The organism is Halomonas sp. PA16-9 (genome assembly GCF_009728585.1).
GTDB classification, from domain to species: Bacteria; Pseudomonadota; Gammaproteobacteria; order Pseudomonadales; family Halomonadaceae; genus Vreelandella; species Vreelandella titanicae.
The window spans coordinates 650,863-676,179 of sequence record NZ_CP040452.1; the positions used below are offsets into that span (position 1 = coordinate 650,863).

Sequence of the window (25,317 nt, forward strand, 5' to 3'; positions counted from 1 at the left end):
TTTTTAAAACACTTTAATAGTAAGCACAGCGGCTGTCTAGGTGTCAGCTAGCACGCATGGCGCCAGCGCTGGGCGTTATTTAATAAAACATGGGTGAGTGCGGTGTGGAGCAGCTTCACCACCAGCGAGGTAAGGAAAATCAGCACCGCCATAGCCGCAGCGCTGGCGAAGTAGCCCGCTTCATCCAGGTGCAGCACCGCCACCGAGGCCAGCCGCGTGTCACTGTTATAGAGAACACAACTGCCGATACCGTGGTCATCGCATTGACGAACAGGTAAACCGATATATCCAGTACCGCGGGCAGCGACACCGGCAGCGTTACCCGGCAGAAGGTTGTCCAAAACGGTACTTTCAGTGAGGCCCCGACGGCTTCAAACTCAGGGTCGAGCTGTTTAAGCGCGGTTACCGAGGTGAGGTGACACACCGTATAAAAGTGCACCAACGTGTTGAGCACCAGAATCATCAAAGTGCCGTACAGCCAGTTAAACGGGTTGCCCGCCTGATTGAAAAAGAAGATATAGGCAAGCCCCAGCACCATGCCAGGCACCGCCATGGGCAGCATGGCCATAAAGTGCAGCCCTTGGCGCAGCGGGCGAAAGCCTTCACTCTTTTCGATTAGCCAGGCGTTAAAGAAGATCACTAACGTGCCCACCAAGGCCACGCTAAACGCTAACTTGAGCGAGTTAAACCACGCCCCCCAACCACCATCGGCCATGCCTTGGAAGGTATAATGCTCAAAGGTTATCGATAAGTTGTAGGGCCAGAACTGCACCAGCGACGCATACACCGCTGTGCCGATCACCAGCACAATGGCCCCCGCCACCGCGTAGCACAGCAGTGTAAATATCCAATCCCGCAGCGGGCTGGGGCTAGGCTGCCACGGCACGGCCCGTGCCGAGAGTTGCGCCACTTGGCGCCGCTGTATCCAGCGGTCAACGATAAACGAGAGCACCGCGGGCAGCAGCAGAATCACGCTGACTACCGCGCCCATCTGAAAGTTCTGCTGCCCTACCACTTGGCGGTAGACGTCGGTGGCCAATACGCTGAACTGACCACCGATAATTTTAGGCACGCCGAAGTCAGTAATCGCCAGGGTAAACACCACAAACAGGCAGGAAATCAGCCCGTAGCGCACGCCGGGCAAGGTAATAGTCAAAAATGTACGCCACTTAGGGGTTCCCAGCGCTTCAGCCGCTTCGTAGAGCCGCGCGTCGCTGTTGGTCAGCGCGGTGGTCAGCAGCATTAGCGCGTGGGAAATATCCAGAAACTCATGCCCATGACAATGCCGATGGGTCCATAAACCGATTGGCCGGCCAGTAAATCGCGCAGAAATCCCTGATTGCCAAACAGATAGACCAGGCTAATCGCGGGCAGCAGCGATGGCGCCAAAATGGGCAGAATCGCCAACATGCGAAACAGCCGCTTGCCCGGCATGCAGGTACGGGTAATCCCGTAGGCGCATAGAAACGCTAATCCGACCACCACACCGGTGGTCATCAACGCCACCCGCAACGAGTTGGCAATCGAATTGACCAGCGCCGGGGTTTGAAAATAGTGCGCGAAGTTAGCCAGGCCGATAAAGTCGCCGGCGCGGTCTTGCAGGCTCTTGATCAGCATGGTCACGAGTGGGAACAGCAGCCCCACCACCAGCAATGCAACGCCAGCGAGTAACGCCAACAAGCGGATCAGCGACTCTAGCGACGGCTTGGTCGCCGATTTTACAAAGCTCTCGGCGATCATTGCTGGCTGCTCCCGGCGGGATAAAGACGGGCGGCTTCGGCGGGCAGGTGAATGCCTAGAACCTGCCCCTGGTAAAGGTTTAAGTCGGTACTATCGCGGCTAGGCACATCGGCAATTAGCGTTTGGTCAACGTCCGTTAGGCGCAAAGTGACCCTCTGAAAGGGACCTAAAAACTCGATGCCGATCACCTCACCGTTCAGCGCTCCCGCTTGACGGCTAAGTGCCACTGCTTCGGGCCGAATAGCCAGTTGGGCGGCTTGACCCACTTTTAAGGTATGCGATAGGCAGGCGCAGGGCATGGTACCCAGCAGCGCTTGGTTATCGCCCTGAGCGGTCACTTCCAGGAAGTTCATGCTGCCGATAAACGAGGCCACAAAGGCGCTGGCAGGCTGATGGTAGATCTCCGCCGGGGTACCCACTTGCTCGATCACGCCGTGGTTCATCACCACGATGCGGTCGGCCATGGTCAGCGCCTCTTCCTGGTCGTGGGTCACCATGATGGTGGTCACCCCGAGGCGCGCCTGCAGGGCTTTAATCTGGCTGCGCAGGTGGCCCCGCACCCGGGCGTCCAACGCCGAAAGCGGCTCGTCCAGCAGCAGCAGGCCAGGCTCGGTGGCCAATGCCCGCGCCAGCGCCACGCGCTGTTGCTGCCCGCCGGAAAGCGCCGCCGGGTACTTGTTTTCGCTGCCCGTCAAGTTCACCAGCGCGAGCAGCTCACCCACCCGTGCTTGGATGCGTGACCGCTCTACCCGCCGGTTGCGCAACCCATAGGCCACGTTGTTGAACACCGTGAGGTTGGGAAACAGCGCATAGGACTGGAACACAATGCCGAAATCCCGCGCCTGGGTGGGCAGCGTGGAGATATCCTTGTCACGCTGAATAAGCGTGCCCGTCGTTTGCTGGGTCAGCCCTGCAATCGTGCGTAACAGGGTGGTTTTGCCGCATCCGGAGGGGCCAAAAAGCAGACAAATTCGCCCTCGTTTATGGTTAGGGAAATACCATCCAGCGCGGTAAAACTACCAAAACGCTTAGTGACTGCTTCAATGGTTAAATGGGGAGTAGTGGGAGTCATCACCGTTGGTGTGTCGGCCGCCAGCAGCGATGTCATTGTCGTGTGCATAACCTCTCCAAGCCCCGGCAAACCGGCCGGGCAACTGATCGCGGCTTATTGTTCGGTTTTACCATCGTAGCGACGCTGCCATTCGGCTAGCACGCGTTCACGATTGACGGCAGCCCACTGGAAATCGGCGTCGATCATTCGATCAGTAATATCGGAAGGGTAGTTTTCAATCGGCTGTGCCACACCTGGGTAAGCCACCACCGCATAGCCTTCGTTATACAGTTCGTTGGCTTCACGGGAGATTGCCCAATCCATCAGCGTTTGCGCGGCTTCCTGCTTGTCGGTACCGGCCACAATAGCGGCGGCTTCCATATCCCAGCCCAGCCCTTCTTCAGGGAAGATAACTTCAATAGGCGCACCCTGGGATTTCAAGCGCGCACCGCGGAAGGCAAATGACACACCCACTACGGTTTCACCGGTAGCCGCCAGGCTACAAGGGGCGGAGCCCGAATGGGTGTAACGGGCAATGTTGTTATGTAGGCGATCCATATAATCCCAACCCTGATCCTCTTCCCATAGCTGCAGCCAGCTGGCTACATCCAGGTAGCCGGTACCCGACGAGTTGGGGTTAGGCATGATCACATGGCCTTCAAACTCAGGCTGGGTAAGGTCTTCCCAAGAGGTCGGCATCGGCACGCCCTGGCGCTCGCCCTCAATGGTGTTGTAGCAAATAGCAGCGACCCAGGCGTCCATACCCACCCAAGCCGGGTCTTCACCATCACGATAGGCCACATCGACAAATTTGGGGTCGAGATTCTCAACGCCAGCGGGAGCGTAGCGCTCCAGCATGCCCTCCTCTTCCAACACCAGCAGGCTGGTAGCGGCCAGGCCCCAGATCACGTCAGCCTGGGGATTGTCTTTCTCGGCCAGCAGGCGGGCGGTAATCACGCCGGTGGAGTCGCGCACCCAGTTAATCTCGATATCCGGGTGGGCCGCGTTGAAGCGTTCAGCATATTTTTGCAGGTCGTCCGACTCAACGGCGGTATACACCGTTAATTCAGTTGCTTGGGCGTTGGAAGCAAGCGCAACAGCAGCACCTGCTAACAACGTTGAAGGGAATAAACGGCGTGGCATCATCATGATAGTCTCCCGGCTGATTGGTATAGACCAGAAGTTTGCAGGCGTTAAATGACACTGCGATGACGCTTGTTTGACCGTTTTTTTAACTGGTGATGACCGCGGCTAGGTCGTTTCCGCTAGCGCTGACCGGATAGCTCCACGCTGATACACAGCGAATCGTGCAGCCAGTGCTCTTCATCAAACTCAATAGGGCGCTGCTGGTCGTCTAAAATGGCACGGTTAATATTTAACCCGGCAGTGCCGGGTGCAACGAATAGCTCTTCGGCATCCATTGGCGAAAGCGCTTCTGAGACCATGCGAATAGAGCGATTGGCCAGGTAGTGCCCCCAGCGCTCGCGCAACAGCCCCCAAAGCGATTGCCCACTATAGATATCTAGCAACTCTGGGGCACGCTCGGGCACCACCCACAGCGACTCCACCAGCACCGCGCGGTCATCCACGTAGCGGCGGCGGCGAATATGCTGAAACGGCTGGTCATCCGGCAAATTCAGTGCCCGCGCGGCAGGCAGATGGGCACGGGTTTCCAGCTTCAATACTGCCGTGCGTGGCTGCCGCCCCTGTGCACGTACATAGTCGTTAAAGCCCGCGTCACGGGTGGGGTCGTAAACTAAACGGGCAGGAGAAATAAACCAGCCGCGCCGGTTGCTGCGGTGGATTAAGCCCTCCATTTCCAACTGTGAAAGCGCTTGGCGCAGGGTCACACGAGTGGTGGCAAAACGCTCGGCCAATGACCGCTCTGCGGGAAGCTTGCCTTCCCACAGGGCAGCATTTTGGTCGATCAAGGTACGAAGCTGTTCGGTTAACTTTAGATAGTAGGCATCAGACATGCGCCGATTTTCCTGGCAGAGCATTAGGTGACGAAGCGCTTGAGGGCGCCCGCCAGTCTAAGCGCCGCCAACCTTCAACGCTAGCCACCTCAGCGAGCACTGGATCGGGATTGACCGCTACAGGGCAATCCACGTACTGCAACAGCGGGAGGTCGTTGCGGGAGTCTGAGTAGAAAGTAGTGTGGCTAGGGGTGAACTGCTGCTCGGCCAACCACTGTTTTAAGCGCAGCACCTTACCGCCACGATAAGAAAAAATACCCTCGCTGCCGCCGGTATAGCGCGCGTCTTCATTGATGCCGTGCTCCACGCTTAGCTCTACCGCCAGCACGTGTTCAATACCCAGAGTGGTCGCTATCGGCTCGACCAGATGCCGTGACGAGGCGGAAATCAGTACCAGGGTATCGCCTGCCTGGCGGTGCGCTTCCAGACAGGCCCAAGCTTGTTCAAAAATACGCGGTTGCAGGTGCGTGGCAACAAAGCGCTCGACCTCTTTTTGCACATCTCTCACTCTGCGCCCTCGCAGCGGTGCTAGGGTCATGGCCAAATACTCTTCAAGCTTTAGCTTCCCCGCGTGATAGGCCTGGTGCATTTTCTCCGCCCGCGCCATAAACGCTTCGGCATCGCTGATCCAGCCTTGCTCTATCATCCATAAATTCCAGCGGTCGCTGCAGTCTCCGTCCAGGAGGGTGTCGTCAAGATCAAACAGGGCCAGGCGCATGGGAGCACTCCTTTCATCGCGGGTTGGCGGCGCGTAGGGTATGGTCGGGTAGACCGGGCGATTGCTCGTCCCGGCCCCCCTCAGATCCGGACGTGCGCGATTGACGCATCCGGCTCCTCAACCATCAGTTTCGCTACCAGGTAAAACGGTGAATGATCCTGGCGCACGGTAACGGGAGAATCGACAGCAGCTGCGCTGCCTTTTCCCACGAGAACCATCCCTTCTGCGAGCGCCTCCGGAGCCACTTGATCCAGATACGCCGGACCGCGTTGACGAAGCGCTGCAGAGCTTCGATGTTGTTCGTGATCCCGTAGTACGCGTAATGCCCAGTGACCTTCCGACAGAGTTGACGGTGCTGTTCTCGCAGCGGCCGGTGACGGTTGGCTCGGCACCATAGCGAGATTCGCTTGAGGCCGCGCTTGTACCGATCCTTGGCCGTTTTCTGCTTGATGATCAGGCGACCGCGTCTGGACCTGCCCCAGTAGAAGGTGAAGCCCAGGAAGTCGAAGGTCTCGGCACGCCGCTCCCGATGCGGTCGGAACCGCACCAGCCGAGTCTTGGTCGGGTGCAGAGTGAGGCCGAAGCGCGCGAAGCGCTTGGGTAGCACTTCCAGCACCTTGCGGGCATCGGCTTCATTGCTGAATGCCAGGATGGCGTCATCGGCGAACCTCACCGAGAACGCTCGTCCTCGCAGACGCGGCTTGACGTCCTTCTCAAACCACTCGTCCAGCACATAGTGGAGGTAGACATTCGCCAACAAGGGGGAAATCACCCCGCCCTGCGGGCTACCGATCTCTCCCTTCTGCCACTGCCCGGCCTCCAATACCCCGGCCTTGAGCCACTTGCCGATCAGGCGGAGGATCACCCCGTCCTTCACTCGTTGCTGCAGAAACGCTCGCAGGTGCTGATGGTCGATCGTGTCGAAGAAGGCCCTGATGTCCAGGTCGATGACCCAGGCGCCTCCCATCGACATCAGACTGTTCCTCACCGTCTCGACAGCCTGGTGTGCCGAGCGTCCCGGCCGGAAGCCGTACGAGCCGTCCAGAAAGTCATGCTCGTAGAGCGGCTCCAGCAGGGCCACCACGGCACGCTGCAGGACCTTGTCTTCGAAGGTGGGGATACCGATCGGCCGTGTGGTGCGCCCATCTCCCTTGGGGATATGGACACGCCGTACCGGCGGCGCTCGGTAGCGGCCGCTCTTGGCCGCTTCCAGCAGTCGCTGGACGTTGGCCTCGAAGCCGCGCGCGAAGTCGTCCGCCGTCTGGCCATCGATCCCGACGGCGCCATCCCGGCGCGTCATCAGGTAGGCCGTCTTCAGCCACTGGGCGTCAATGTAGTGCGCCAGTGACGTGAAGGCACGCTGCGGGAAGCGCTCTGCCAGCGCTGCTATCCGCACTTGTTTCGTGGACATGACCTCAGGTTCCTGTGCACCTGTCATGTTGCCCTCGTGCAGTTCTGATGATTGGTCGCCCCTTCCCTCCAACGGGTCCCGTCGAGTCGGTTCCCCGCCTTCTTCGGTACTATGAGCAACTCCGACTCCCGCCCTTCCCTCCGGCTGGCTCCTTATGGTCGCCTGGCCGTACCCCCTAAGTGCCTGCTGTTTGCTTCCGCTACCGTCAGGCACCACAGCACCGGACCGGGAGCTTTCGAGACAGGCAGCCCCGCGCCTGATTCATTACCTCTCAGGGGAGAAAGGCGGGCCTCCCAGGTTCCTGGGAAACCCCTGTGTGGACATGCCCTGCTCTTCGACCCCGGCGGCCCTTCCCTGCCAAGCCGTACGGCAGGATCATGTTGCCTTCCATCAATTGAAGGATGTCGGCGACCACAAAGATCAACATTTCGAGGCTCAATCACACGGCCTATCCACTCGCTGTGTACGCTTCGCAGTGGCGGTTACCCGACACCACGCAACACTCGCTACCGGCTGGTGGCTAGCCTTGGCCGGGTGGGACTTGCACCCACTGGGTTTCAATTCATCCTTTCCACCTCCTCGGTTTCCCGGATGACCAGGCTTTGCCTGGCGCACCCAAAGGTGATGACAGGACGATGACGCTAATAGAAGACGACGATGAGCAAACTAGAAGACTAAGTAGTTAACCACTGCGTCGCAAACTCATCGGCAGGCAGCGGGCGGCCAAACCAGTACCCTTGTGCCTCATTGCAACCCATTGCGGCAAGCAAATTCGCTTGGTCGCGCGTTTCAACGCCTTCCGCCACGGTTTTCATCTCTAGCGCTTTTGCCATGGCGATGATGGCCTGAACAATGGTGCGGTCATTTTTGTTTTCGAGCATTTCACGCACAAAGGAAATATCAATTTTCAGTGCGTCGGCAGCGAAGCGCCGTAGGTAGGAAAGCGAAGATAGCCGGTGCCGAAATCATCGATAGAGAGAGCATAGCCCGCTTGTCGCATGGCGTGGGTGATCTCAACGGCCTGATCTGGGTCGCGCATAAAATCACTTTCAGTGAGCTCCAGGGCGATAGCGCTCGACGAAACGCCGGCGGTGAGTTGCGCAATGTGGTGGGTAAGCTCAGGATCGGCAAACTGTTGGGCGGAAATATTGATCGATAGCCTCCCTGGCAGCCCACCCTCAGGCTGTTCACGCCATGCCAGTAGCTGCCTTGCGGACTCTTCCAGCACCCAGTCTCCCAAGGCACGAATCAAACCACGCTCTTCAGCCAGGGGAATAAACTCGCCGGGGCTCACCCAGCCCCACTCGGCATCGTGCCAGCGGCACAGGGCTTCTGCACCGGTCAACTGACCATTGGTAAGGTTCACCTGGGGCTGAAAGTAGAGTTCTAACTTGTGTTCAGTAATTGCCGCGCTGAGTCGCTCGGTCATCTGTTGGCGTCGATGTAGCGCGTGGCGCATCGTTTGGGAGTAGGGGCAGATACTATTTTCGCGCCGCTTGGCGTGGTGGAGAGCAATGCTGGCAGCGTTAAATAGTTCGCCCGCCTCGCTCACATGCTGCGGATAATGAGCAAAACCGATGCTGACATCGAGGTGAAAGACACGCCGCTCCAGATGAAGCGGCGGCTTAACCACTAAGCGTAGCTGCTCCACAAGGCTGCCAATGTCACGAGGGGTGGTATCGGCCACCAGCAGGGCAAATTCATCCCCTGACAAACGCGCCAACGAGCCGTATGAGTGGCTGATCTTCGCTAAACGATCAGCCACTGTCACCAGCAGTTGATCGCCCACTTGGTGACCGTGCAGATCGTTGACCTCTTTAAAACGGCGGATATCCAATAACAGCAGTGAAAGCCCATGCTCGCCTTGCTGGGCTTCTTGCCACATTTGCGCTAGCAACTCCATAAAACGGACGCGGTTAGGTAAACCGGTGGTACTGTCGGTATAGGCTAACTGGTGCATGTGCCGATGGTCGCGCCGACGCTCAAGCTCTGCTGCAGCACCGGTCGAAAGAATTTGCAGCACAGAAGTGGCGAACGCATTGGTGGTCAGCGGCTGTCGATAAAATACCATCATCACGCCAATGGCCTCGCCGTTGGCATTATCCAAACGCCGCCCAATCCATGCTCTTGTGGGTAGCAGTGTGCCTGGTAATAACAGCGGCGAACCATCATGCATGACTGCTTCACGCTCCAACACTACCTGCTCGCTGGGCGAGCCTCGCAGCGCAAAGGTGTGCTGTTCTCGCTGAGCCCCATCAACCACCATGCTGACAGTCGTCGCCTGCCCATAGACATTTTCATCGCCCTGGGGTGAAGTATGCAGCAACGCAATAAAGCCTGCATCGGCTTCCAGCACCTTGACCAAGGTCACAATCAACTGCTGAAAATAACCATCCCCGACTTGGGTCGTGACCGTAGAAGCCACTTGAACCACGGCGTTTTGCACCCGCTGCGACTCTTGCTGGTCGGTCACATCCGAGATAAACCCTTCCAAGCATACGATTTCGCCCGCCTCATCTATGACGGCCTGGCCTTGCTCCCACATCCACCGATAACCACCGTCGCGATGGCGCAGCTGGTAGATCACACGGTAAGGGCATCTGTTGGCAATGGCAGACTGTACCTCATGGAAGACCTTGTCCTGGTCATCAGGATGAATCAGGGCAGCAAAACTGATCAGCCGATTACCCTGTAATTCGTCAGGCCGGTACCCGGTCAGCGTTTCGGCCCCTTGGCTCACCAGTTGCATAGTCCAATTGCGGTCATTCAGGCAGCGATAGGCCATGCCCGGCAGATGGTTGAGCAGCGTATCCAAACGGCGCTCGCTTTCCCGCGCGACCTCTTCGCTCTTTCTTAATGCCTGCTCTGCTTTTTGTCGGCACAGCTCTGCACCCGCCTGGGCGGCGGCGATTTGCAATATCTCATTGGCTAGATCGTCCAACTGCATGGGGGCGTTTTTGAGTACCGCTAACAAACCAACTAGCGAACCATCCGCCGCATAGAGCGCCCGCCCCAAATAACTCTCGGCACCCAGTTCACAAAGCAGTTTATCGTCAGGAAAGCGTGACTGAACATCATGGTCATAAAGGCAGATTTCGCGTCCTAACACAGTCTCGCAAGGGGTACCGGTCAGCGTGTAAGTAACATTGCTCAGCAAGTTGCCATTTGACCAAACGGCCAACGTCTCAGCCCGATGCAATTGAGTTACATCGGCGACTAACACATGATCAACGCCTAGTATCGTCGCTAAACGTTCCACCAACGTTGCATAAAAACGCGGGCTCCCACTGTGCCCTACGCCTTCTGCCAATTGGCGGAATATATCGGCCGCGTCGTTCTTTGTGTGCATTGTTGCACTCACTTTTTTTAATTCTGAAGCGGCTTGGGCGCCTGCCACTAACCTCATAAAGTATATATAGCGGCCTACAAAGCACAAACCGCTCTTTTCCAACTATAACAACGTCAACAGTAGCTGGATATATGGTAAAATTAGGTATCGCCTCATAATGGCTGGCGGCTACGCTACAAAGTGCGCAGGAGATAACGTGACTAATACATCGACCAAGGATGAAGCACTGTATGGAATGCTAACTGAAGCACTGCCTGGTTTTCTGATCAGCGATTTCCTCAAGTGCCAACGCTTACCTTCGCTTCCCTCAATCGCATTACGCATCCTCAGATTAACGCAATCGTCAAAAGCGACTATCAACGATGTTGCAGACACCATTGAACACGATCCAGCATTGACCACTCGGTTAATATCTCTCGCCAATAGCGTCCACCACACCCGCTCCGCCAATCCGACACAAACATGCCTGGAGGCTATCCAGCGACTAGGGCTAGATGCAACGTTAACGGTCGTGTTGAGCTTTAACCTTTTTCAGCACCCCAGTAAAGGGCCGCAGCATACTCATATTTGGCGACGGTCTATCATGTCTGCGCTGATAGCGCGCCAACTTGCTGAACAAGCGTGCCCTAAACAGGCAGGTAATGCGTTTACAGCAGCGCTGCTACAGGATATTGGCATATTGGCACTGAGTGCGACTTACCCCGAGCAAGCAGACGAACTCTATAGTGATAGTGCTATCTCCCATACCCAGCTTATTGAGGAGGAGCAGCGTTACTTTGGTGGTGACCACACCGTTATTGGAGCATGGCTGGCAGCCAAATGGGGGCTCCCATCGGCGATGGTCAACACCATACGTTTTAGTCACGCCTGCTATCAAAGCGATAGCTTAATGGATATGTGTGTTCGTCTATCCGGCCCCACGGCGGATGCCTGCCTATCAAAAGCTCCTGAAGAACAGCTGGCCGCCCTGATAGCCGATATAAGCACGACAGCGGATGTGCCCTCTCTCTCATTTAAAAGCGTTCTACAAGAAGTTCAGCCCAAAATGGAGTTGATCGCTAAAACGCTGATGATTGACACCCCCGCGGCTATTGATCCCAAAGAGCTGCTTGAAAATGCTCAGCAGCTCTTGCTAAATCATACGCTTATACTCAATAGCCGTAGAGAAGCCCAACACAAAGCATTAACGATGTTGCGTAAAGGGTACAGCGACCCGGATGGATTCAACAAAAACATTGCTTTCAAAAAACTTAACCCCCAATCCCGCGCTAAATCTTAAACCTCTGGCCAGAACATGCATGCCATCAGGCGTTCCGGCCAGGGCGTTTTCTCTACTTCATGCTTAACCGTCTTTCTTTTATAAGCACCTCACCGAGTCATTGCCTCAGGTAGATAGAGAGCGATACCCGGAAAGATGTGCATTAAGGCAATCGCCAACAGCATGAGAAGAAAGAACGGCAGCGTGGCTTTGGTAATGGTCAGAATATCTTTACCGGTTAGCCCCTGAATCACGAACAGGTTGAAGCCCACCGGGGGTAATCTGGGACATCTCGACCACCACGACCAGATAAATACCGAACCAGATCAGGTCGAACCCAGCGGCGCTCACCAGCGGCATGATAATCGCGGTGACTAGCAGGATCAGCGAGATACCGTCGAGAAAACAGCCCATCACCAGCAGCAGCAAGGTAAGCGCAATCAGCAGCATGGTAGGTGAAAGCCCCATCTCACCAATCGCCTGCGCCAGCTTCATGGGCACCTGGGTAAAGCCCATGGCCGAGGTTAAAAACGACGCACCGGCAATAATAAAAGCGATCATGCAGGCGGTACGCACGGCGGCAAACAGCGAGCTTTTAAAAATGTCGCGATCAAAGTGACCGTTAAAGCGCGCAATCACGATTGACAATACCACACCGACTGCCGCGGCCTCAGTAGGCGACGCTAACCCGCCATAGATCGAAAAGATAATCCCGCCGATCAACAGCAGAATAGGTACCAGCGACCAGGTATTGCGCAGCTTTTCAGCAAAGCTCATACCGGATTCATCTTCGCCGGTAAGCCCTTCACGGTTGCCCTTGAGCAACGCCCACAAAATGAGGTAGCTCATAAACATGGCCAGGATCATCAGTCCCGGGCCAATACCGGCCATAAACAGCCTGGAGATCGACTGTTCGGTGACCACACCGTAAACGATGAGCACAATGGAGGGTGGAATCAAAAGTCCCAAAGTGGAGGCGCTGGCCAAGGTGCCAATCGCCATATTGCTGTCGTAACCCCGCCGCTCGAGCTCTGGCAGGGTCATTTTACCCACCGTGGCACAGGTGGCCGCCGAAGAGCCGCACACCGCCGCAAACATGCCGCTACCAATAATATTGGTATGCAGTAAACGTCCCGGCAGGCGGTTCAGCCAGGGCGACAGGCCACGAAACATATTGTCCGCAAGCCCAGAGCGAAACAGAATTTCCCCCATCCAGATAAACATCGGTAGCGCGGTGAGATCCCAACCGTAGCTGGCGCCCCAAAAATCGGAGGCTAAAATAGCGCCCGGCGAGAAAGAGCTGAAGAACTCTAGCGCTATCCAGGCAGTGCCGATTAGCGCAAAGGCGATCCACACCCCGCTCCCTAGCAGAACCACGAGGGTGAAAATGGTGGCGAGACTTAGTAGCAGCACAAGGATCTCTCCAATTTAAACGGCAGAAGCAGTGTTAACAGTGGTCCCGTTAACCGCTGCGTACTCAACACAGACGACGTACTCAACCAAGACATAGCTATCGTCACCATTTAGTGGCCCTCGCTTTCATCTGGGGCAGTCGCTTCACGAAAACTCGCAGGATCGCGAATGGCAATCCGTAGCGCCATAAACAGGGCTTCAGCCAGCGCCAAACAGAGCAGCCCTACGCTGGTCGCGAGCACAAGCTGGGGGATCCAGAGCGGAATCGACACAAAGCCTGAAGAGACATCGTTGTATTGCACGCTCTCCCTCGCCAACCCAATGAGGCCGTAACTGAGCATTAAGCTGATCGCCAGGGCGATGATGAGGCAAAACACTTCAAACCACACACGAATTGCCGGTGGTAGCCGGGTAATCAACAGCGTCACACGAATATGGGCGTGATGCACAAAGGTGTATGCCAACCCCAGAAAGGTCGCCCCACCAATAGATAAGAAGCGATTTCCGAAACGCCGGTAATACTGATGCCCAGGCGGCTCAGCCCCACGAGCACCAGCAGGGCGTCTACCAGGCGGAAGGTCACCTGAAGCGCTATCAGCGTGCAAATGGCAACCATGCAGGCCGCCGCACCCCAAGCACCCAGGCGATAGAGCTTGTCGAATTTAAACGTCATGTTCGCAGCCTCACGAAGCACGCGGGAAAACGTACTTATAAAACGTACTTAGGAAAAGCGCGTAGCAAAAGCAGGGGCAGCGCCAAAATCACCGCCCCTGCGGAAACCATCACGATAGAGCCTAGTTAAAAAGTATTTAGCTTAAACCGTGTTTAGGCTAAATAGCGCTTAGCTGTCGCGCTGCTCGCGATAGGATTCCAGTGCCTGTTTGGCTTCGTCGTCAGCACGCGACTGCCAATCTTCAAACAGTTTGTCACCGGCTGCCTGGAGTGCCTCTGAAACAGCTTCGTTAGGCTCTGAAACAGAGATACCGTTCTCTTGCAGAGCTTCTAAGCTCGCCTGATTATCTTCGCGGCTCATCTCCCAACCACGTTTTTCAGCCTCAGCGGCGGCTTCCATCAGAGCGTCCTGAGTCGCTTCATCCAGGCCATCAAAACTACGTTGGCTAATGAAGACGATATTTTTTGGCAGCCATAGGTTAGCGTCGGTGTAATCAGTCACGTAATCCCACGCCGCCATGGAGTTACCGGTAGAGCTTGAGGTGATCATGGCATCCACCCGGCCAGTGCTAAACGCAGTGGGTATATCAGACTCTTCGGTCTCGGTGGGGCTACCGCCAAGGTTATCGACAAAGCGCTGGGTATTGATGTTAGGTGCACGAACGCGCAAGCCTTCAAACTGCTCAGGGTCAGTAAGAGGTTCAGAGGTATAGATACCTTGCGCAGGCCAAGCGACGGCGTAGAGCGGAATCAACCCTTCATAGGCAAACAGCTCGGTGATCATCGGCTTGGTGGCTTCCCACAGCGCGTAGGCGTCGTCATAGCTGCCGGCCACACCAGGCAGTGTATCCACTTCGAAAATGGGATCATCGTTGGAAAGAACGGAGAGGAATACTTCACCCGCATCAATCGTGCCACGGCGAACCGACGGCTTGATTTCACCATGCGATACCAACGAGCCGCCGCTATGTACGGTAATGGTTAACTCGCCATCGGTAGCTTCGGCCACGTCCTCAGCGAACTGCTTGTTGTTTTGGGTATGAAAGCTGGCATCACCGTAAGGCGTGGCCATGGTCCATTCCGCGGCATGAGCCGTCACCGTTAAACCGCAGGCGGTCGCCAGGAGCAATGAAGTCGTTATTGTCTTGCGCATCATAAGAACCCTCTTATTTCTATTAATAGTATGGTGCTAATAGTGTGTTGCTTCGGTGGTACCAGAGGAGGCACTGGCAGTAACCCAGCGCCCGGAGAAAAGTGTTGTTGTCATATCGGCACGGCGCGCCTGAGCATAGCTGCAGGCACACTGCTGAGCCAATCGGGCAACGCCACGACAAAAGCGCGGGTGGTTAGCGTTGCGCCATATCACATCATAGTGCATGGCCGGTAACGGCACCGGTAGCGAGAGACGGTAGAGCTCCCCTCGCTGCCACTCATCCAGCACAGTGGCGACAGGCAGCGCGCCAATCCCCAACCCTTCGGTGGTCATTCGTACAATGGTCATTAGTGTGCTGACGCTATGGATACGAGGATTAGCGATTCCCTGCTCTGCCAAATAACTCACTAACTCTGCATAGGGACGAGCCTGCTTACCAAATGAAATAAACGGCAACTGCTTGCCCCAAGTGTCGGCACTTTCGCCCAGTTGCTTGACGTGCCGCGGAGAGACAAACATGCCCATTTCATAAGGGCTCAAGGACTCGTACTCGATCTGCTTTTGCGGTGAATAGCCATTCATCGCCAATACAATATCCAGTTCGTTGCCCAGTAGCCGCTCATTGAGCACCGGCGAGTAATCGACCGTCAGTTCAATGGTCAAACGCGGATACCGCTCGGTTAAACGGCGCATAAATTCGGGAAACCAGCTATGGGCGATGGTTTCAATCGTGCCGAGCCGCAATGGTGCAGAAAACGCCTCTTCGTCATCGAAAAGCTTCATCGCTTCATCACGCTGGTGCAGCATCCGCTCAGCGTGCACAAAGAACTCGCGGCCCCGCATAGTAGGCTGAATAGGCCTGGCGGCACGCTCCAGCAGCAACTCTCCTACCGTGGTTTCCAAGCGTGAAATACGCTCAGAAACAGAGGGCTGAGTAAGGTGCAGGCGGGTCGCCGCCTTACGGAAGGAGCCGAGCCTCACTGCCCATACGAACGCCTCAAGTTCTTTAAAATCGAGCATAGTGACTCGCCTACAAATATGACTTACTGGAGTAAAAACACTGCTGTGCTGATACGCAAAGAGACCGGCGGAGTGCTACGGCTCATGACGACCTGATAGCTACGCAACTTGACCACCACTACGCAACTTCAAGACCACTATGCAACTTTAAGGCCACTCCCAGCAGCGCTATCTCACCAACGTTATTATCACGCCCCGCTCCTAATGTGATAAGCGTATCGTGCCCAAGCGTCAACCCTTTTTCCAATAAATAACAATATGATAGAAGCACCCGATAGTTAGTATCGTCAAAAACGATTGGCACTGGGCAAGCCATGTTCATATATTGGTGGTGGACTACAATTCAGCGCTAACCAATCAAGCGCACCCACTGCATCGACATAGGAGTCGCTATGGCCATCCCCCTGCTTAATTGCGATATGGGCGAAAGTTTCGGCAACTGGCACCTCGGCCTGGATGCCGATGCGATGCCTTTCGTCGACTGCGCCAACATCGCCTGCGGCTTCCATGCCTCCGACCCCCATGTCATGCGCCGCACCGTCAAACTAGCGGTTCAAAATGGCGTCCGCATTGGCGCGCACCCGGGTTATCCGGATTTGATGGGCTTTGGTCGCCGCTCAATGGCCTGCTCGCCGGAAGAAGCGGAAGATATGGTGCTCTACCAAGTGGGGGCTTTGGCGGGCATCTGCCAAGCGGAAGGCACCCAACTGAGCTACATCAAACCTCATGGTGCGCTGTACAACGATATGGCCGCCAACTCGGCGCTGCTCGAAGGCGTCATGCGCGCAGTACGTGCTTATGATGCCAGCCTGCCGTTAATGATTATGTCCACCGCCGACCCCGAACCACATCGCGAGCTGGCCGCCCAAATAGGCATTACCCTCTGGTTCGAGACCTTTGCCGACCGCGCTTATGATGGCAACGGCCACTTGGCCTCACGTCGCCTGCCTAACGCTGTGCACCACGACCAAAACACTATCGTCAATCAAGCGGTAATGCTGGCCAAAGGCGAGCCGCTCACCGCGCTTGATGGAACACCGCTGCACCTAGCCTGCGATACGCTCTGCGTTCACGGCGATAACCCCGAGTCAGTGGCCGCCGTGCGCGCTATTCGCGAGGCCTTTCAGGCGCTGGAGCAGGCGTGAAACCCATTAGTGAAAGAAGAGTTGAAACTGCCGCGATGGACGCCCTGATGGTGCGATTGTTCGACACCATCGATGAGGCCAATATGGCCTGGGTCATCGCTGCCGACCAAAAGTTGCGTAGCACCTTTGGTTCAGCGTTAATTGATCTAGTGCCCTCTTACACCACGCTGTTGCTGCATTACGACTGCCAGCAGTTAACCCATAGCGAGGCGATTCAACTTATTCACAAGGCGCTTTCTGGTCTTACCCCTGTGGATACTCAAGCCGGTGAGCTGCACGATATCCCGGTGTGGTACAACGAAAGCGTGGGCCCCGAGTTACCCATGGTCGCCAAACGCGCAGGCTTAAGCATTGATGACTTGATAGCGCAGCACTGCAACCACGACTACTGCGTGTTCGCGCTGGGGTTTGCCCCCGGCTACGGTTTTATGGGTTTGGTAGACGAATCTCTCGCTACGCCGCGCTTGAAAACGCCGCGCCGTAAAGTCGCAGCAGGTAGCGTGGGGATTGCCGATCGTCAAACCGCGATCTACCCACTGCTCTCGCCGGGCGGCTGGAATATTCTAGGGCGCACCAACGTGCCGCTATTCGAGCATGCCAAACGTGGCGATCCACTGTTTCGCCCCGGCGACAAGGTGCGCTTTAGAGCGATCTCCCGGGAAGAGTTTGAAGCAGATGGTGGCGATACCACGCCCATGGAGGAGCGCCCATGAATGAAGCACACAAGGGCTGGTGGTTAAGCAAGCGGGACCACTAACGCTGATTCAAGATGCCGGACGATTTGGCGTCGGCCACTTAGGCGTTACTCAGGGCGGCGCTGCCGACTGGATCTCTTTTCGCTGGGCTAACTGGCTGCTGGGCAACGCTTTAAACAGCGCTGCGCTGGAAATCGTCATGGGCGGCGGCTTGAGCTTTGAAACCGAACGCGAAGTGCGTCTGGCGTTGACCGGCGCCGATCTAGACGCCCAGTTGGATGGCAAACCGCTTGCACCCAATACCAGTTTCAAGCTACTGCCGGGCCAGCGCCTGGTATTTCGCCAACCGCGCCAGGGTTTGCGCGCCTATCTCGCCTTTCCCGGCGGGCTAAATGCGCCAGAAGTGCTGGGCAGCCGCGCCTGCACTGCCCGCGAGCAATTGGGGGGCTTACATGAAGATGGCAAACCGATAAACGTGGGCGACCGGTTAACCTGGAAAGGCACCGCTCCGGCAGTGCGGCGCATTCCTGAAAGCCAGGGCCCGCGCATGCCTGCGTCTGGCTGCCGCTTACCCATCGTGCTCGGCTCGCAAATCGCCTCCTTCAGTGGCCATGCACTTTTCCAGGCGTTCAACCAACCCTGGACAGTGGATAATCGCGCCGACCGGATGGGCGTACGCCTCACCGGCCCAGCCCTACACGGCTCACTCAAGGGCATTATTTCCGAAGGCATTCCGCTGGGAGCAGTTCAAGTACCGCCGGACGGCCAGCCTATCGTGCTGATGAACGACCGCCAAACCATTGGCGGCTACCCGCGCCTAGGCGCTCTCACCCCCATCGCCTGCGCTACGCTGGCCCAGTGTTTGCCCGGCACCCAGGTTTGGCTAACGCCCGTTAGCGCCAGCCAGGCGCAAGATGATTACCGACATCAGCTAACGGTTTGGCGCTAAATTAAAAAAAGCCCCGAACCAGGGGCTTTATCAGTATCTCTTGTCTCAAGCGCGTTAGTTTCTAGCCATCTGCAGCTCTTTAACGACGATATCGCCATCAATGACGATGGGCTCATCGTCCAGGAAGAGCGAGCAGTTGCGCATGGGAATATCCAAATGGCAGGCGGTATCGTTAGACCCGCCCAGCTCACTGTTCGGGCCGGTGGAGAACATGACGTTGCCATAGAAGCTGCGCGGTTCCATCCCCATGCCGCCTGGGAACTCCCCTGGCACCATGCGGTGCCATTTGGCGTTCGGGTTCATGCCCCAGCCCACGTGGCTCATGCCCATGCCGCGCGGGTCGTTAAAGCTATCCATATAGGATTTCACTAGCTCCGCATCCAGCCCACCGCGTATGTCGGTAATCCAGCCCTTTTCAATGGTGTAGGTAATGGGCTCTCTGACATACATGTTCTGGGGGAGCAGAATATCGCCCGGCGCCACCACGATGGTGCCATCAACGCCATCGTCATCACCGCCAGTAAAGACAAAGCCAGAGGGCCAGTGATCCCAACGCCCCGGTTCGTCGGTACAGGCATACTCAGCAACCGTCTCATAAGTATTCAGTTGGTAGGTGACATCCGTGCCGTAGGGCGAGGTGATGCGCATCACTTTGGCTTTTTCCAGCAGCGCGGCGGCCAGTTCGACCTTTTCCCTTAGCTCCTTGGTGGGCAACATTCTGGCCAGCAGTTCTGGCGGTTCAACCGCCGTCAATATACGCGTACCCGCGGCTTGGATCGCCATTTGCTCGGGAGAGAACAGCAGGAAAATACAATCGATCAACATGTCGCAGTTTTTAAGCGCTTCCACCGCATCGGGCATGCTTGCAAGCCCCGTTGCTCCCACGGCCCAGCCACCAGTAGGTAACGGCGCGGGTAACCGCATGTGGTACATATTGGCGCCTAAACGCTGCCCCGCCGCCATAAAGGCATCCGCATAATCAAGGCGTTCGCTGCCCTGGGTCAGTACGACGAGTTTTTCGCCTTCATGTACGCCGGACATTTTTAGCTGATGGAGGCAAATTTCGGCAAAGCTTGCGTGATCCATAAAGTCTCCTAACTCCCCAGGCGAAAGCACAGCTGTAACGTACCGGGAAGTGTTAGCTGAGAGCGCTCGTGCTCGCCTTTGGGCACACCAAGCGCTCTATGGTGTTATCGGGTCAAAGCTGAACGTCAATTAGGCAGCCGCCTCTTTCGTCGCTTGATCGGTGGTAGTACTGCGCTTTTTGCTCAGCTCTTCAGAGATAGCCGCAAAGAAAGCATCCGTGGTGGCTTGATGAGGCTTGGTGGCTAAACTAACGCCAACAAACAGCACACTCGCGACCACAATGCCCCAAACGCCAGCGGGCAGGCCCAGCAGTGAATTGCCAGTGGCATACATCAGCAGTACAAAGGCGCTGGTACCCACCACGCTTACCAGTGCACCGACGCCAGTACCGCGCTTCCAATAGAAGGCACCGATAAGGGCGGGCACCATGGCAACCAGCCCCGAAGAGGCCGCCACCGACAGCACCGCAATAAGGTCAAGCTGCAGCTCGGCAAAGGCCAGCGCCATCAGTGCAATCACCGGCACCACGAACTTGCCCACCAGCAGTTGGCGCTTTTCACTGACGTTCGGTTTAACGTTCGCATAGACGTCGCGGGAAACCATGGACGCCAGGGTCAGCATGATCGAATCGATAGTAGAGACCGCGGCCGCCATGATGCCGATCATCACGATCACCCCTAATACTGGCGGAACAAACTCCGAGGCCAGCAGCGTGGGCGTGGCTAAATCTGCACTTGCAAGACTTGGGAAAGCAGCTAAGGCAGAGAAACCCCACAGTACGGAGACCATGGTGTAGATAAAACCAAACACCAGAAAGCCAATCAGCATGTGGCGCATGGAGCGCAGCGAGGAGGGCATAAACAGGCGTTGACTGACCTGTGGGTTGGAGATACTAAAGAAGAACCAGGGAATGGTGAGCCCCAGGAAAGTGACAAAGCTGAACAGGCCAGGGCCAGGCACCGTGAGTGACTGCGGATGTTCCGTTGCCAGCGTATCGAATAGTGCGCCGAAACCACCCAAGCCCTGGATCACCAGGAAGGCCACCAGGGTTGAGGCAACAATCATCATGATGGCCTGGAGCGAGTCGGTCCACATCACCGAACGAATCCCCGCGATATAGGAGAAGAAGATGGCGATCACCGTGGCCAGCACCACCCCGGTAGTAAAGGTAATCGCGCCATCAGTAATCCCCTGCAACAGGTAACCGACACCCGCGAGCTGAACGGCCGAGTAGGGAATCAGGAAGATACAACTGGCAATCGAGACAGCCATGGCCACATGTTTGCTGTTGTAGCGGTGGCCCAGCATCTCGCTGGGCGTCACATAGCCGAACTTCTTGCCGACTGCCCAGAATTTGGGACCGAAAACAGCCACCAGAGAGACACCGGCGAAATAGATGATTTCAAAACCGAGCGCGCCAACGCCGCCGGCATAGGTAAGACCTGCCAAGCCCACCATCATAAAGGCACTGTAGGTAGTGGCACTGTAGCTCAGCGCCGAGACAAAGCCGTTCATTTGTCGGTTACCCAGGAAGTATCCCGACATACTTTCGGAAGGGCCTTGGCGAGACATAATCGCAATGCCAATAGCGATTAATAAGTAGATGGCAATGGACCACCAGATAAGTGACTCAGTCATTGCTGTGCTCCTCAAAATCTTTAGTGATAAACACATTCAGCGCAATGATGGCCAACCCTGCCAACATCCAGAACAGGAAGCTGCCGTACCAAAGCGCGACACCGCTCAAGAGGGTATAAGGCACCAGGTAGCTCAGCAGGACCACTGCCCATACTAGCCATATCCATTTACTGCGTTTCATAATCCACCTCGTTTTATTACGTCAGGGAGAAGAGTGAGTGTTGTTGTGGTGAGGCTGGCGTATATCTGCGATACGTTGTTTTACTTTTTGCCAAGGCGCTTTCTCTGGGGCAAAACGCGCTCGGAGATAGGTCGTCAAATCAGCGACCTGGGTATTACTAAAGCTGTCGGCAAAGCCTGGCATGCTACCAATACCGGGAACGTGTTCGGCGTGGACACCCCCAAAATTGACTGAATAACGTTATCGGGATGATCGCTGTGTAAATTGGTATTCAGCGCCAGATTAGTGCCCGCCCTCGAAAAGGTAGGAACGCCAGAATCGACATGGCACGCCGCACAGGCGCCCTCGAAGAGCCGCTCCCCTGCCTCCATTTCTGTTGAGCTAACAGCTGCACTGGTCACGCGCTGCGTAGCGTCTGCCACGGCCGCATCGCTATTACTTGTGGGCGCCTGCATCTGGGCGGCCACATAGTGGGCAATAGCCCGCACATCGTATTCAGGCAGCTCAGCCAGCCCCGCTACCACCGGGGCCATAGGGCCAGAGGCAACGCCGTGAAGCTCAGATTCACCGTGGCGCAGATAGTCGTAAAGCGATGTTTCACTCCACGGGATGGGCGCACGCGACAGCGTATTAAGCGGTGGTGCTTCCCAACCATCTACAAAGGCACCGGCAAAGTACGCCTCGCCGCTTTTCTCAGCGCCCATGGCATTGCGGGGACTATGGCAAGCGCTGCAGTGGCCTAATCCTTCGGCAAGGTAGGCGCCCCGGTTATACAGTTCGCTCTGCATGGGGTCTGGCTGGAACGGCTTGGGATCGTGATAAAGCGCGTTCCAGCCCGCCATTAAGGCGCGCACACTGAAGGGGAAAGAGAGTTCATTCGATGGCTTTTCAGCGGCGACGGCTGGCTGGGCCATTAAGTAGGCGTAAAGCGCCTGTAAATCGGCATCACTGGTCTTAGCAAACGCCGTATAGGGGAACGCGGGATAAAGGTGGCTGCCATCACGGCTAATGCCGTGGCGCATGGCGCGCTCAAAGGCTGCGTAAGACCACTGACCAATCCCCGTCGCCTCATCCGGTGTAATGTTAGTGCTGTAGAGCGTCCCGAAAGGTGTCTCAAACCCACGCCCACCGGCATTGGTCACGCCACCTTCGGTGGTATGACACGCCGCGCAGTCACCTGCAGCCGCAACGAGTCGCCCGCGCTCAATGGTCTCGGCAGAATAGAGATTGGCGGCTGGCCGAGAGACAGGCGCAATGGCCCCTTTCCACGGCCATGCCATGGCCGCAGTGCCCGCAATGGTGGTAAACGCTGCGGCGGCTAACCAGCGCCGTTTCGTTGACCGCGGCGGTTTCAATTTAGATGGGCTCCCTGCCTCCTCGGTGGACGAAGCTTCGAGTGCCTGGCGCACGCGCTTGGCGGTAAACGGTGGTTGGCGAAAACGCAGGCCGGTGGCATCAAAAAGCGCATTGGCTATTACCGCAACACCCGGCGATAGCTCCGCACCGGTTAATACGTCTTCACCGACGGTTTGATTAACACCTTCCTCAACAGGGCTCGGCGAAGAAGGGGTGGTTGGTAATCCTGCTGAATATTCACTTTTAGTCAGTGTACGACTGCCGTCACCCCACTCGTCGAAACTGGGTGCCTGCCCCAAAAGGGGGCGCGCTTCACCCAAGACCCGGGCCTGTAGCGTTTGCTGAAGGCGATCAGTATCCACATCAGAGCCGACGTCCTGACCAACGACCAAACGGGTAAGCTGAACATCGCCGGTAACGCGATTGACCTCCACATCGGCAATCCAGGCAGAGCGCACTCCCGATTCCACGCGTTGTTCACGGTCAGGTAGTTGAGAGTAGGCAAAACCCCGCCCGCGCAATAGATCCTGGGGTAAAGAGTCCGCTGATGGATTGAACGCCCTTTGCCACTCGGCCCGTTTAGCAACGGACTCAATCAGCTCAATACCACGCGCATCGTCAAGATGTCGAAGTCGCAGCGCGACAGGGTCTTGGTCACTCTCGCGGGCAACCTCATCTAAAAAAGATTCTCGAGCGAACGTCTGCTGTATACCCATCAAGGTGGAATTGGTGGAGAGCGAGTCTGGCTGGGAGCGTGCGGCAAGGTATTGGTCGCGAAATACATAGGGCGAGAACGGCGTTGTGTCTTGCTCGCCGGTGGAGGCCTCAGCGCTAGACGGTGTTATCGCGGCCCTACCACTTAACAACAACCCTACGGCAGCCACCTCACCAGTGAGATTGGCCTGCTGATAGTGATAACGGGCTATCTCACCACTACTGGCAATATCCGCGTTTAAGGTAATTCGCTGCGCTTGGCCCAATGCCTGAACATCTTTGGCGTAGCGGGCATCAAGCCAGACGGCTACCGGGCCGCCCACAGCCCGCGACATCAACGCCGCATCCACGGCGGCATCGTCACCGCAATGGCGACCCAGCCCTGAGGCCTGATTTGATGCGTGTTTACCATCGGCGCTATAAAGCTCAATCTGGCTAATATTCAGCGCGGTTAACCGGCTTAGATCCTGTTTAAGCGCCGCTGGGGTGACGGTTTTCCCCCACACACTCAATTGTTGGTCGCAACAATCGGCAATTACCCAGCTGGGGTGACTGCCCCAGCGCATGCGACTCGGCCAGCCATACCCGTGGTTCGAATGCATGTACGACTGGCTAGGCATAACAAGAGGCGATTCAGAGGGCGCTTGATCGCTTTCAGGCACTTGTTCGGGCGTCTGGTGAACGGCCTGCCACTCAACCTTCAGTTGTTTAGCGGCATCGGTCGCCAAGGCCAAACTATCGGCAACCACCCCCACAAAATTCCCTTCCACACGACTTCAATAGATCCAGATAGTGAGGCAATGCGGCTGCTATCGACGCCAACTAAGCGATCACTCTCAAAACGCTCACCATTCCACCGGTAGTAAGGTGGACGCACGACGACACCAAAACGTGCCTGCGCTAGCAGCGCGGGGATGCCGGCCTGTTTTTGCTGGCCATGGAGCATCGACCCTTCACTCATGAGAAGCCTCCTGCAACGCGGCCGCGTTAATGACCACGGCACGCTCCGCTGCCTGGAGAATTTCAACATGGGTGCCACATCGGCAGAGGTTATGCTCTAAAGCGGTGCGAATCTGCTGCGTAGAGGGTTGGGTATTATGATTTAGCAGCGCACGAATAGTGATGATCATGCCGTTCAAACAGTAGCCACACTGGGCTGCCTGAGCATCGATAAAGGCTTGTTGTACAGGGTCAAGCTCACCGCCCTGGGAAAGACCATCAAGGGTGGTTACCTCATGGCCAACGGCAGCGGACACGGGCAGCACGCAGGTGCGTGCTGCCATGCCATCAATCAATACGCTGCATGCCCCACACTCGCCCAAACCACAGCCATACTTGGGTCCATTGAGCGCCAGGTCGTTACGCAACACATTGAGCAATGGTGTCTGCGGCGGCACGGCCAGCTCGCGTTCTTGCCCATTGATAGTTAGCTTTAGCGTCATAGGGGATCATCATCGTTATTGTTAAGCCCGCCCTCTTGCTCTGAGTAGGGCTTGGATATGACTTAGATATTACTAATAAATACTGCCTGCCAAACACGCTTCGTAGCACCTTAAACCAGCCTATTTTCATCTACCTTTCACATACGGCCAATCGACTTGCACCAGCTGAGTGCAGAGCTAATACCCATCGAGCATTAAAGGTGCGTACGCTATAAAAATAAGCCTAATAAACGTATAGCACTCAATGTACACGTTGTTCAAGTTTTTGCATAAAACCAAAAAAACAGCAATAAATCCATTAAATTCAAGTATTTATTTAAAAATATCGCCTTGTTTTCGTTAAAAAATAA

At 56.2% G+C, this 25,317-nt stretch carries 16 protein-coding genes and 5 pseudogenes; 4 read left to right on the forward strand and 17 right to left on the reverse strand.

The annotated features are described in order from the left end of the window. Window positions 1-47 precede the first annotated feature (47 nt). The 7 genes and pseudogenes from FDY98_RS19400 to FDY98_RS19430 all read right to left on the reverse strand — a co-directional run bounded on the left by FDY98_RS19400 (window position 48) and on the right by FDY98_RS19430 (window position 10,302). Window positions 48-1,740: pseudogene (locus FDY98_RS19400) on the reverse strand (putative 2-aminoethylphosphonate ABC transporter permease subunit). Next, window positions 1,737-2,812, reverse strand: a pseudogene (locus FDY98_RS19405) (putative 2-aminoethylphosphonate ABC transporter ATP-binding protein). Before FDY98_RS19405 ends, FDY98_RS19400 begins: the two co-directional pseudogenes overlap by 4 nt. A gap of 93 nt (window positions 2,813-2,905) precedes the next feature. Next, window positions 2,906-3,940, reverse strand: a complete 1,035-nt coding sequence (locus FDY98_RS19410; protein ID WP_009286004.1) for a putative 2-aminoethylphosphonate ABC transporter substrate-binding protein — start codon at window positions 3,938-3,940, stop codon at window positions 2,906-2,908. Between the two features lie 116 nt (window positions 3,941-4,056). Then, entirely contained in the window at window positions 4,057-4,767 is a 711-nt protein-coding gene (locus FDY98_RS19415; RefSeq protein ID WP_022521551.1) for a UTRA domain-containing protein, read from the reverse strand. Further along, entirely contained in the window at window positions 4,760-5,485 is a 726-nt protein-coding gene (locus FDY98_RS19420; RefSeq protein ID WP_022521550.1) for an HAD family hydrolase, read from the reverse strand. The genes FDY98_RS19415 and FDY98_RS19420 overlap by 8 nt, the downstream gene beginning before the upstream one ends. Window positions 5,486-5,618: 133 nt before the next feature. Further along, window positions 5,619-6,896, reverse strand: coding sequence for a group II intron reverse transcriptase/maturase (ltrA, locus tag FDY98_RS19425; RefSeq protein ID WP_196518201.1), 1,278 nt, complete (start codon window positions 6,894-6,896; stop codon window positions 5,619-5,621). 674 nt (window positions 6,897-7,570) lie between these two features. Continuing rightward, window positions 7,571-10,302 (reverse strand): annotated as a pseudogene (locus FDY98_RS19430) (bifunctional diguanylate cyclase/phosphodiesterase). A gap of 139 nt (window positions 10,303-10,441) precedes the next feature. On the opposite strand from FDY98_RS19430, the gene FDY98_RS19435 reads away from it, so the two are divergent. Next, window positions 10,442-11,524 (forward strand): HDOD domain-containing protein, encoded by a 1,083-nt coding sequence (locus tag FDY98_RS19435; RefSeq protein WP_230804376.1) that lies wholly within the window; start codon window positions 10,442-10,444, stop codon window positions 11,522-11,524. An 89-nt stretch (window positions 11,525-11,613) separates the two neighbouring features. Here the strand turns inward: FDY98_RS19435 and FDY98_RS19440 are convergent. The 4 genes and pseudogenes from FDY98_RS19440 to FDY98_RS19455 all read right to left on the reverse strand — a co-directional run bounded on the left by FDY98_RS19440 (window position 11,614) and on the right by FDY98_RS19455 (window position 15,761). Then, a pseudogene (locus FDY98_RS19440) lies at window positions 11,614-12,916 on the reverse strand (TRAP transporter large permease). A gap of 110 nt (window positions 12,917-13,026) precedes the next feature. Next, window positions 13,027-13,589, reverse strand: a pseudogene (locus FDY98_RS19445) (TRAP transporter small permease). 168 nt (window positions 13,590-13,757) lie between these two features. Next, entirely contained in the window at window positions 13,758-14,741 is a 984-nt protein-coding gene (locus FDY98_RS19450) for a TRAP transporter substrate-binding protein (protein WP_027957166.1), read from the reverse strand. A gap of 36 nt (window positions 14,742-14,777) precedes the next feature. Further along, window positions 14,778-15,761, reverse strand: coding sequence for a LysR family transcriptional regulator (locus tag FDY98_RS19455; protein WP_009286012.1), 984 nt, complete (start codon window positions 15,759-15,761; stop codon window positions 14,778-14,780). 392 nt (window positions 15,762-16,153) lie between these two features. Between FDY98_RS19455 and FDY98_RS19460 the strand changes: the two genes are divergently transcribed. Genes FDY98_RS19460 through FDY98_RS19470 form a run of 3 tightly spaced genes read left to right on the forward strand, consistent with a single transcriptional unit; the run spans window position 16,154 to window position 18,550 of the window. Next, a complete protein-coding gene (locus FDY98_RS19460; protein ID WP_027957167.1) occupies window positions 16,154-16,906 on the forward strand; it encodes a 5-oxoprolinase subunit PxpA in 753 nt (250 codons plus the stop codon). A gap of 5 nt (window positions 16,907-16,911) precedes the next feature. After that, window positions 16,912-17,619 (forward strand): 5-oxoprolinase subunit PxpB, encoded by a 708-nt coding sequence (pxpB, locus tag FDY98_RS19465; RefSeq protein ID WP_425348462.1) that lies wholly within the window; start codon window positions 16,912-16,914, stop codon window positions 17,617-17,619. A 16-nt stretch (window positions 17,620-17,635) separates the two neighbouring features. Continuing rightward, window positions 17,636-18,550 (forward strand): biotin-dependent carboxyltransferase family protein, encoded by a 915-nt coding sequence (locus tag FDY98_RS19470; protein WP_155706101.1) that lies wholly within the window; start codon window positions 17,636-17,638, stop codon window positions 18,548-18,550. A gap of 54 nt (window positions 18,551-18,604) precedes the next feature. Here FDY98_RS19470 and FDY98_RS19475 read toward each other — a convergent pair whose 3' ends face one another. The 6 genes from FDY98_RS19475 to FDY98_RS19495 all read right to left on the reverse strand — a co-directional run bounded on the left by FDY98_RS19475 (window position 18,605) and on the right by FDY98_RS19495 (window position 24,967). Then, window positions 18,605-19,636: a leucyl aminopeptidase gene (locus FDY98_RS19475; protein ID WP_027957169.1), complete on the reverse strand. Its 1,032-nt coding sequence runs from the start codon at window positions 19,634-19,636 to the stop codon at window positions 18,605-18,607. A gap of 129 nt (window positions 19,637-19,765) precedes the next feature. Further along, window positions 19,766-21,274 (reverse strand): sodium:solute symporter family protein, encoded by a 1,509-nt coding sequence (locus tag FDY98_RS19480; protein WP_022521541.1) that lies wholly within the window; start codon window positions 21,272-21,274, stop codon window positions 19,766-19,768. Continuing rightward, a complete protein-coding gene (locus FDY98_RS19485; RefSeq protein ID WP_022521540.1) occupies window positions 21,267-21,455 on the reverse strand; it encodes a hypothetical protein in 189 nt (62 codons plus the stop codon). Before FDY98_RS19485 ends, FDY98_RS19480 begins: the two co-directional genes overlap by 8 nt. Before the next feature lie 134 nt (window positions 21,456-21,589). Continuing rightward, entirely contained in the window at window positions 21,590-24,280 is a 2,691-nt protein-coding gene (locus FDY98_RS19490) for a c-type cytochrome (RefSeq protein WP_340147064.1), read from the reverse strand. Next, the gene (locus FDY98_RS28620; RefSeq protein ID WP_340147065.1) at window positions 24,226-24,486 is read right to left on the reverse strand and encodes a hypothetical protein; all 261 of its coding nucleotides are present in this window, start codon (window positions 24,484-24,486) and stop codon (window positions 24,226-24,228) included. Before FDY98_RS28620 ends, FDY98_RS19490 begins: the two co-directional genes overlap by 55 nt. Then, the gene (locus FDY98_RS19495; protein WP_022521538.1) at window positions 24,479-24,967 is read right to left on the reverse strand and encodes a (2Fe-2S)-binding protein; all 489 of its coding nucleotides are present in this window, start codon (window positions 24,965-24,967) and stop codon (window positions 24,479-24,481) included. Before FDY98_RS19495 ends, FDY98_RS28620 begins: the two co-directional genes overlap by 8 nt. Window positions 24,968-25,317: the final 350 nt, after the last annotated feature.

Excerpts from the sequence above, each read along its gene's own strand:
- FDY98_RS19420 (WP_022521550.1), bottom strand. The coding sequence starts at position 5,485 with ATGCGCCTGGCCCTGTTTGATCTTGACGACACCCTCCTGGACGGAGAC.
- FDY98_RS19495 (WP_022521538.1), bottom strand. The coding sequence starts at position 24,967 with ATGACGCTAAAGCTAACTATCAATGGGCAAGAACGCGAGCTGGCCGTG.
- FDY98_RS19475 (WP_027957169.1), bottom strand. The coding sequence starts at position 19,636 with ATGGATCACGCAAGCTTTGCCGAAATTTGCCTCCATCAGCTAAAAATG.
- FDY98_RS19450 (WP_027957166.1), bottom strand. The coding sequence starts at position 14,741 with ATGCGCAAGACAATAACGACTTCATTGCTCCTGGCGACCGCCTGCGGT.
- FDY98_RS19480 (WP_022521541.1), bottom strand. The coding sequence starts at position 21,274 with ATGACTGAGTCACTTATCTGGTGGTCCATTGCCATCTACTTATTAATC.
- FDY98_RS28620 (WP_340147065.1), bottom strand. The coding sequence starts at position 24,486 with ATGAGTGAAGGGTCGATGCTCCATGGCCAGCAAAAACAGGCCGGCATC.
- ltrA (WP_196518201.1), bottom strand. The coding sequence starts at position 6,896 with ATGTCCACGAAACAAGTGCGGATAGCAGCGCTGGCAGAGCGCTTCCCG.
- FDY98_RS19455 (WP_009286012.1), bottom strand. The coding sequence starts at position 15,761 with ATGCTCGATTTTAAAGAACTTGAGGCGTTCGTATGGGCAGTGAGGCTC.
- FDY98_RS19410 (WP_009286004.1), bottom strand. The coding sequence starts at position 3,940 with ATGATGATGCCACGCCGTTTATTCCCTTCAACGTTGTTAGCAGGTGCT.
- FDY98_RS19415 (WP_022521551.1), bottom strand. The coding sequence starts at position 4,767 with ATGTCTGATGCCTACTATCTAAAGTTAACCGAACAGCTTCGTACCTTG.
- FDY98_RS19460 (WP_027957167.1), top strand. The coding sequence starts at position 16,154 with ATGGCCATCCCCCTGCTTAATTGCGATATGGGCGAAAGTTTCGGCAAC.
- FDY98_RS19485 (WP_022521540.1), bottom strand. The coding sequence starts at position 21,455 with ATGAAACGCAGTAAATGGATATGGCTAGTATGGGCAGTGGTCCTGCTG.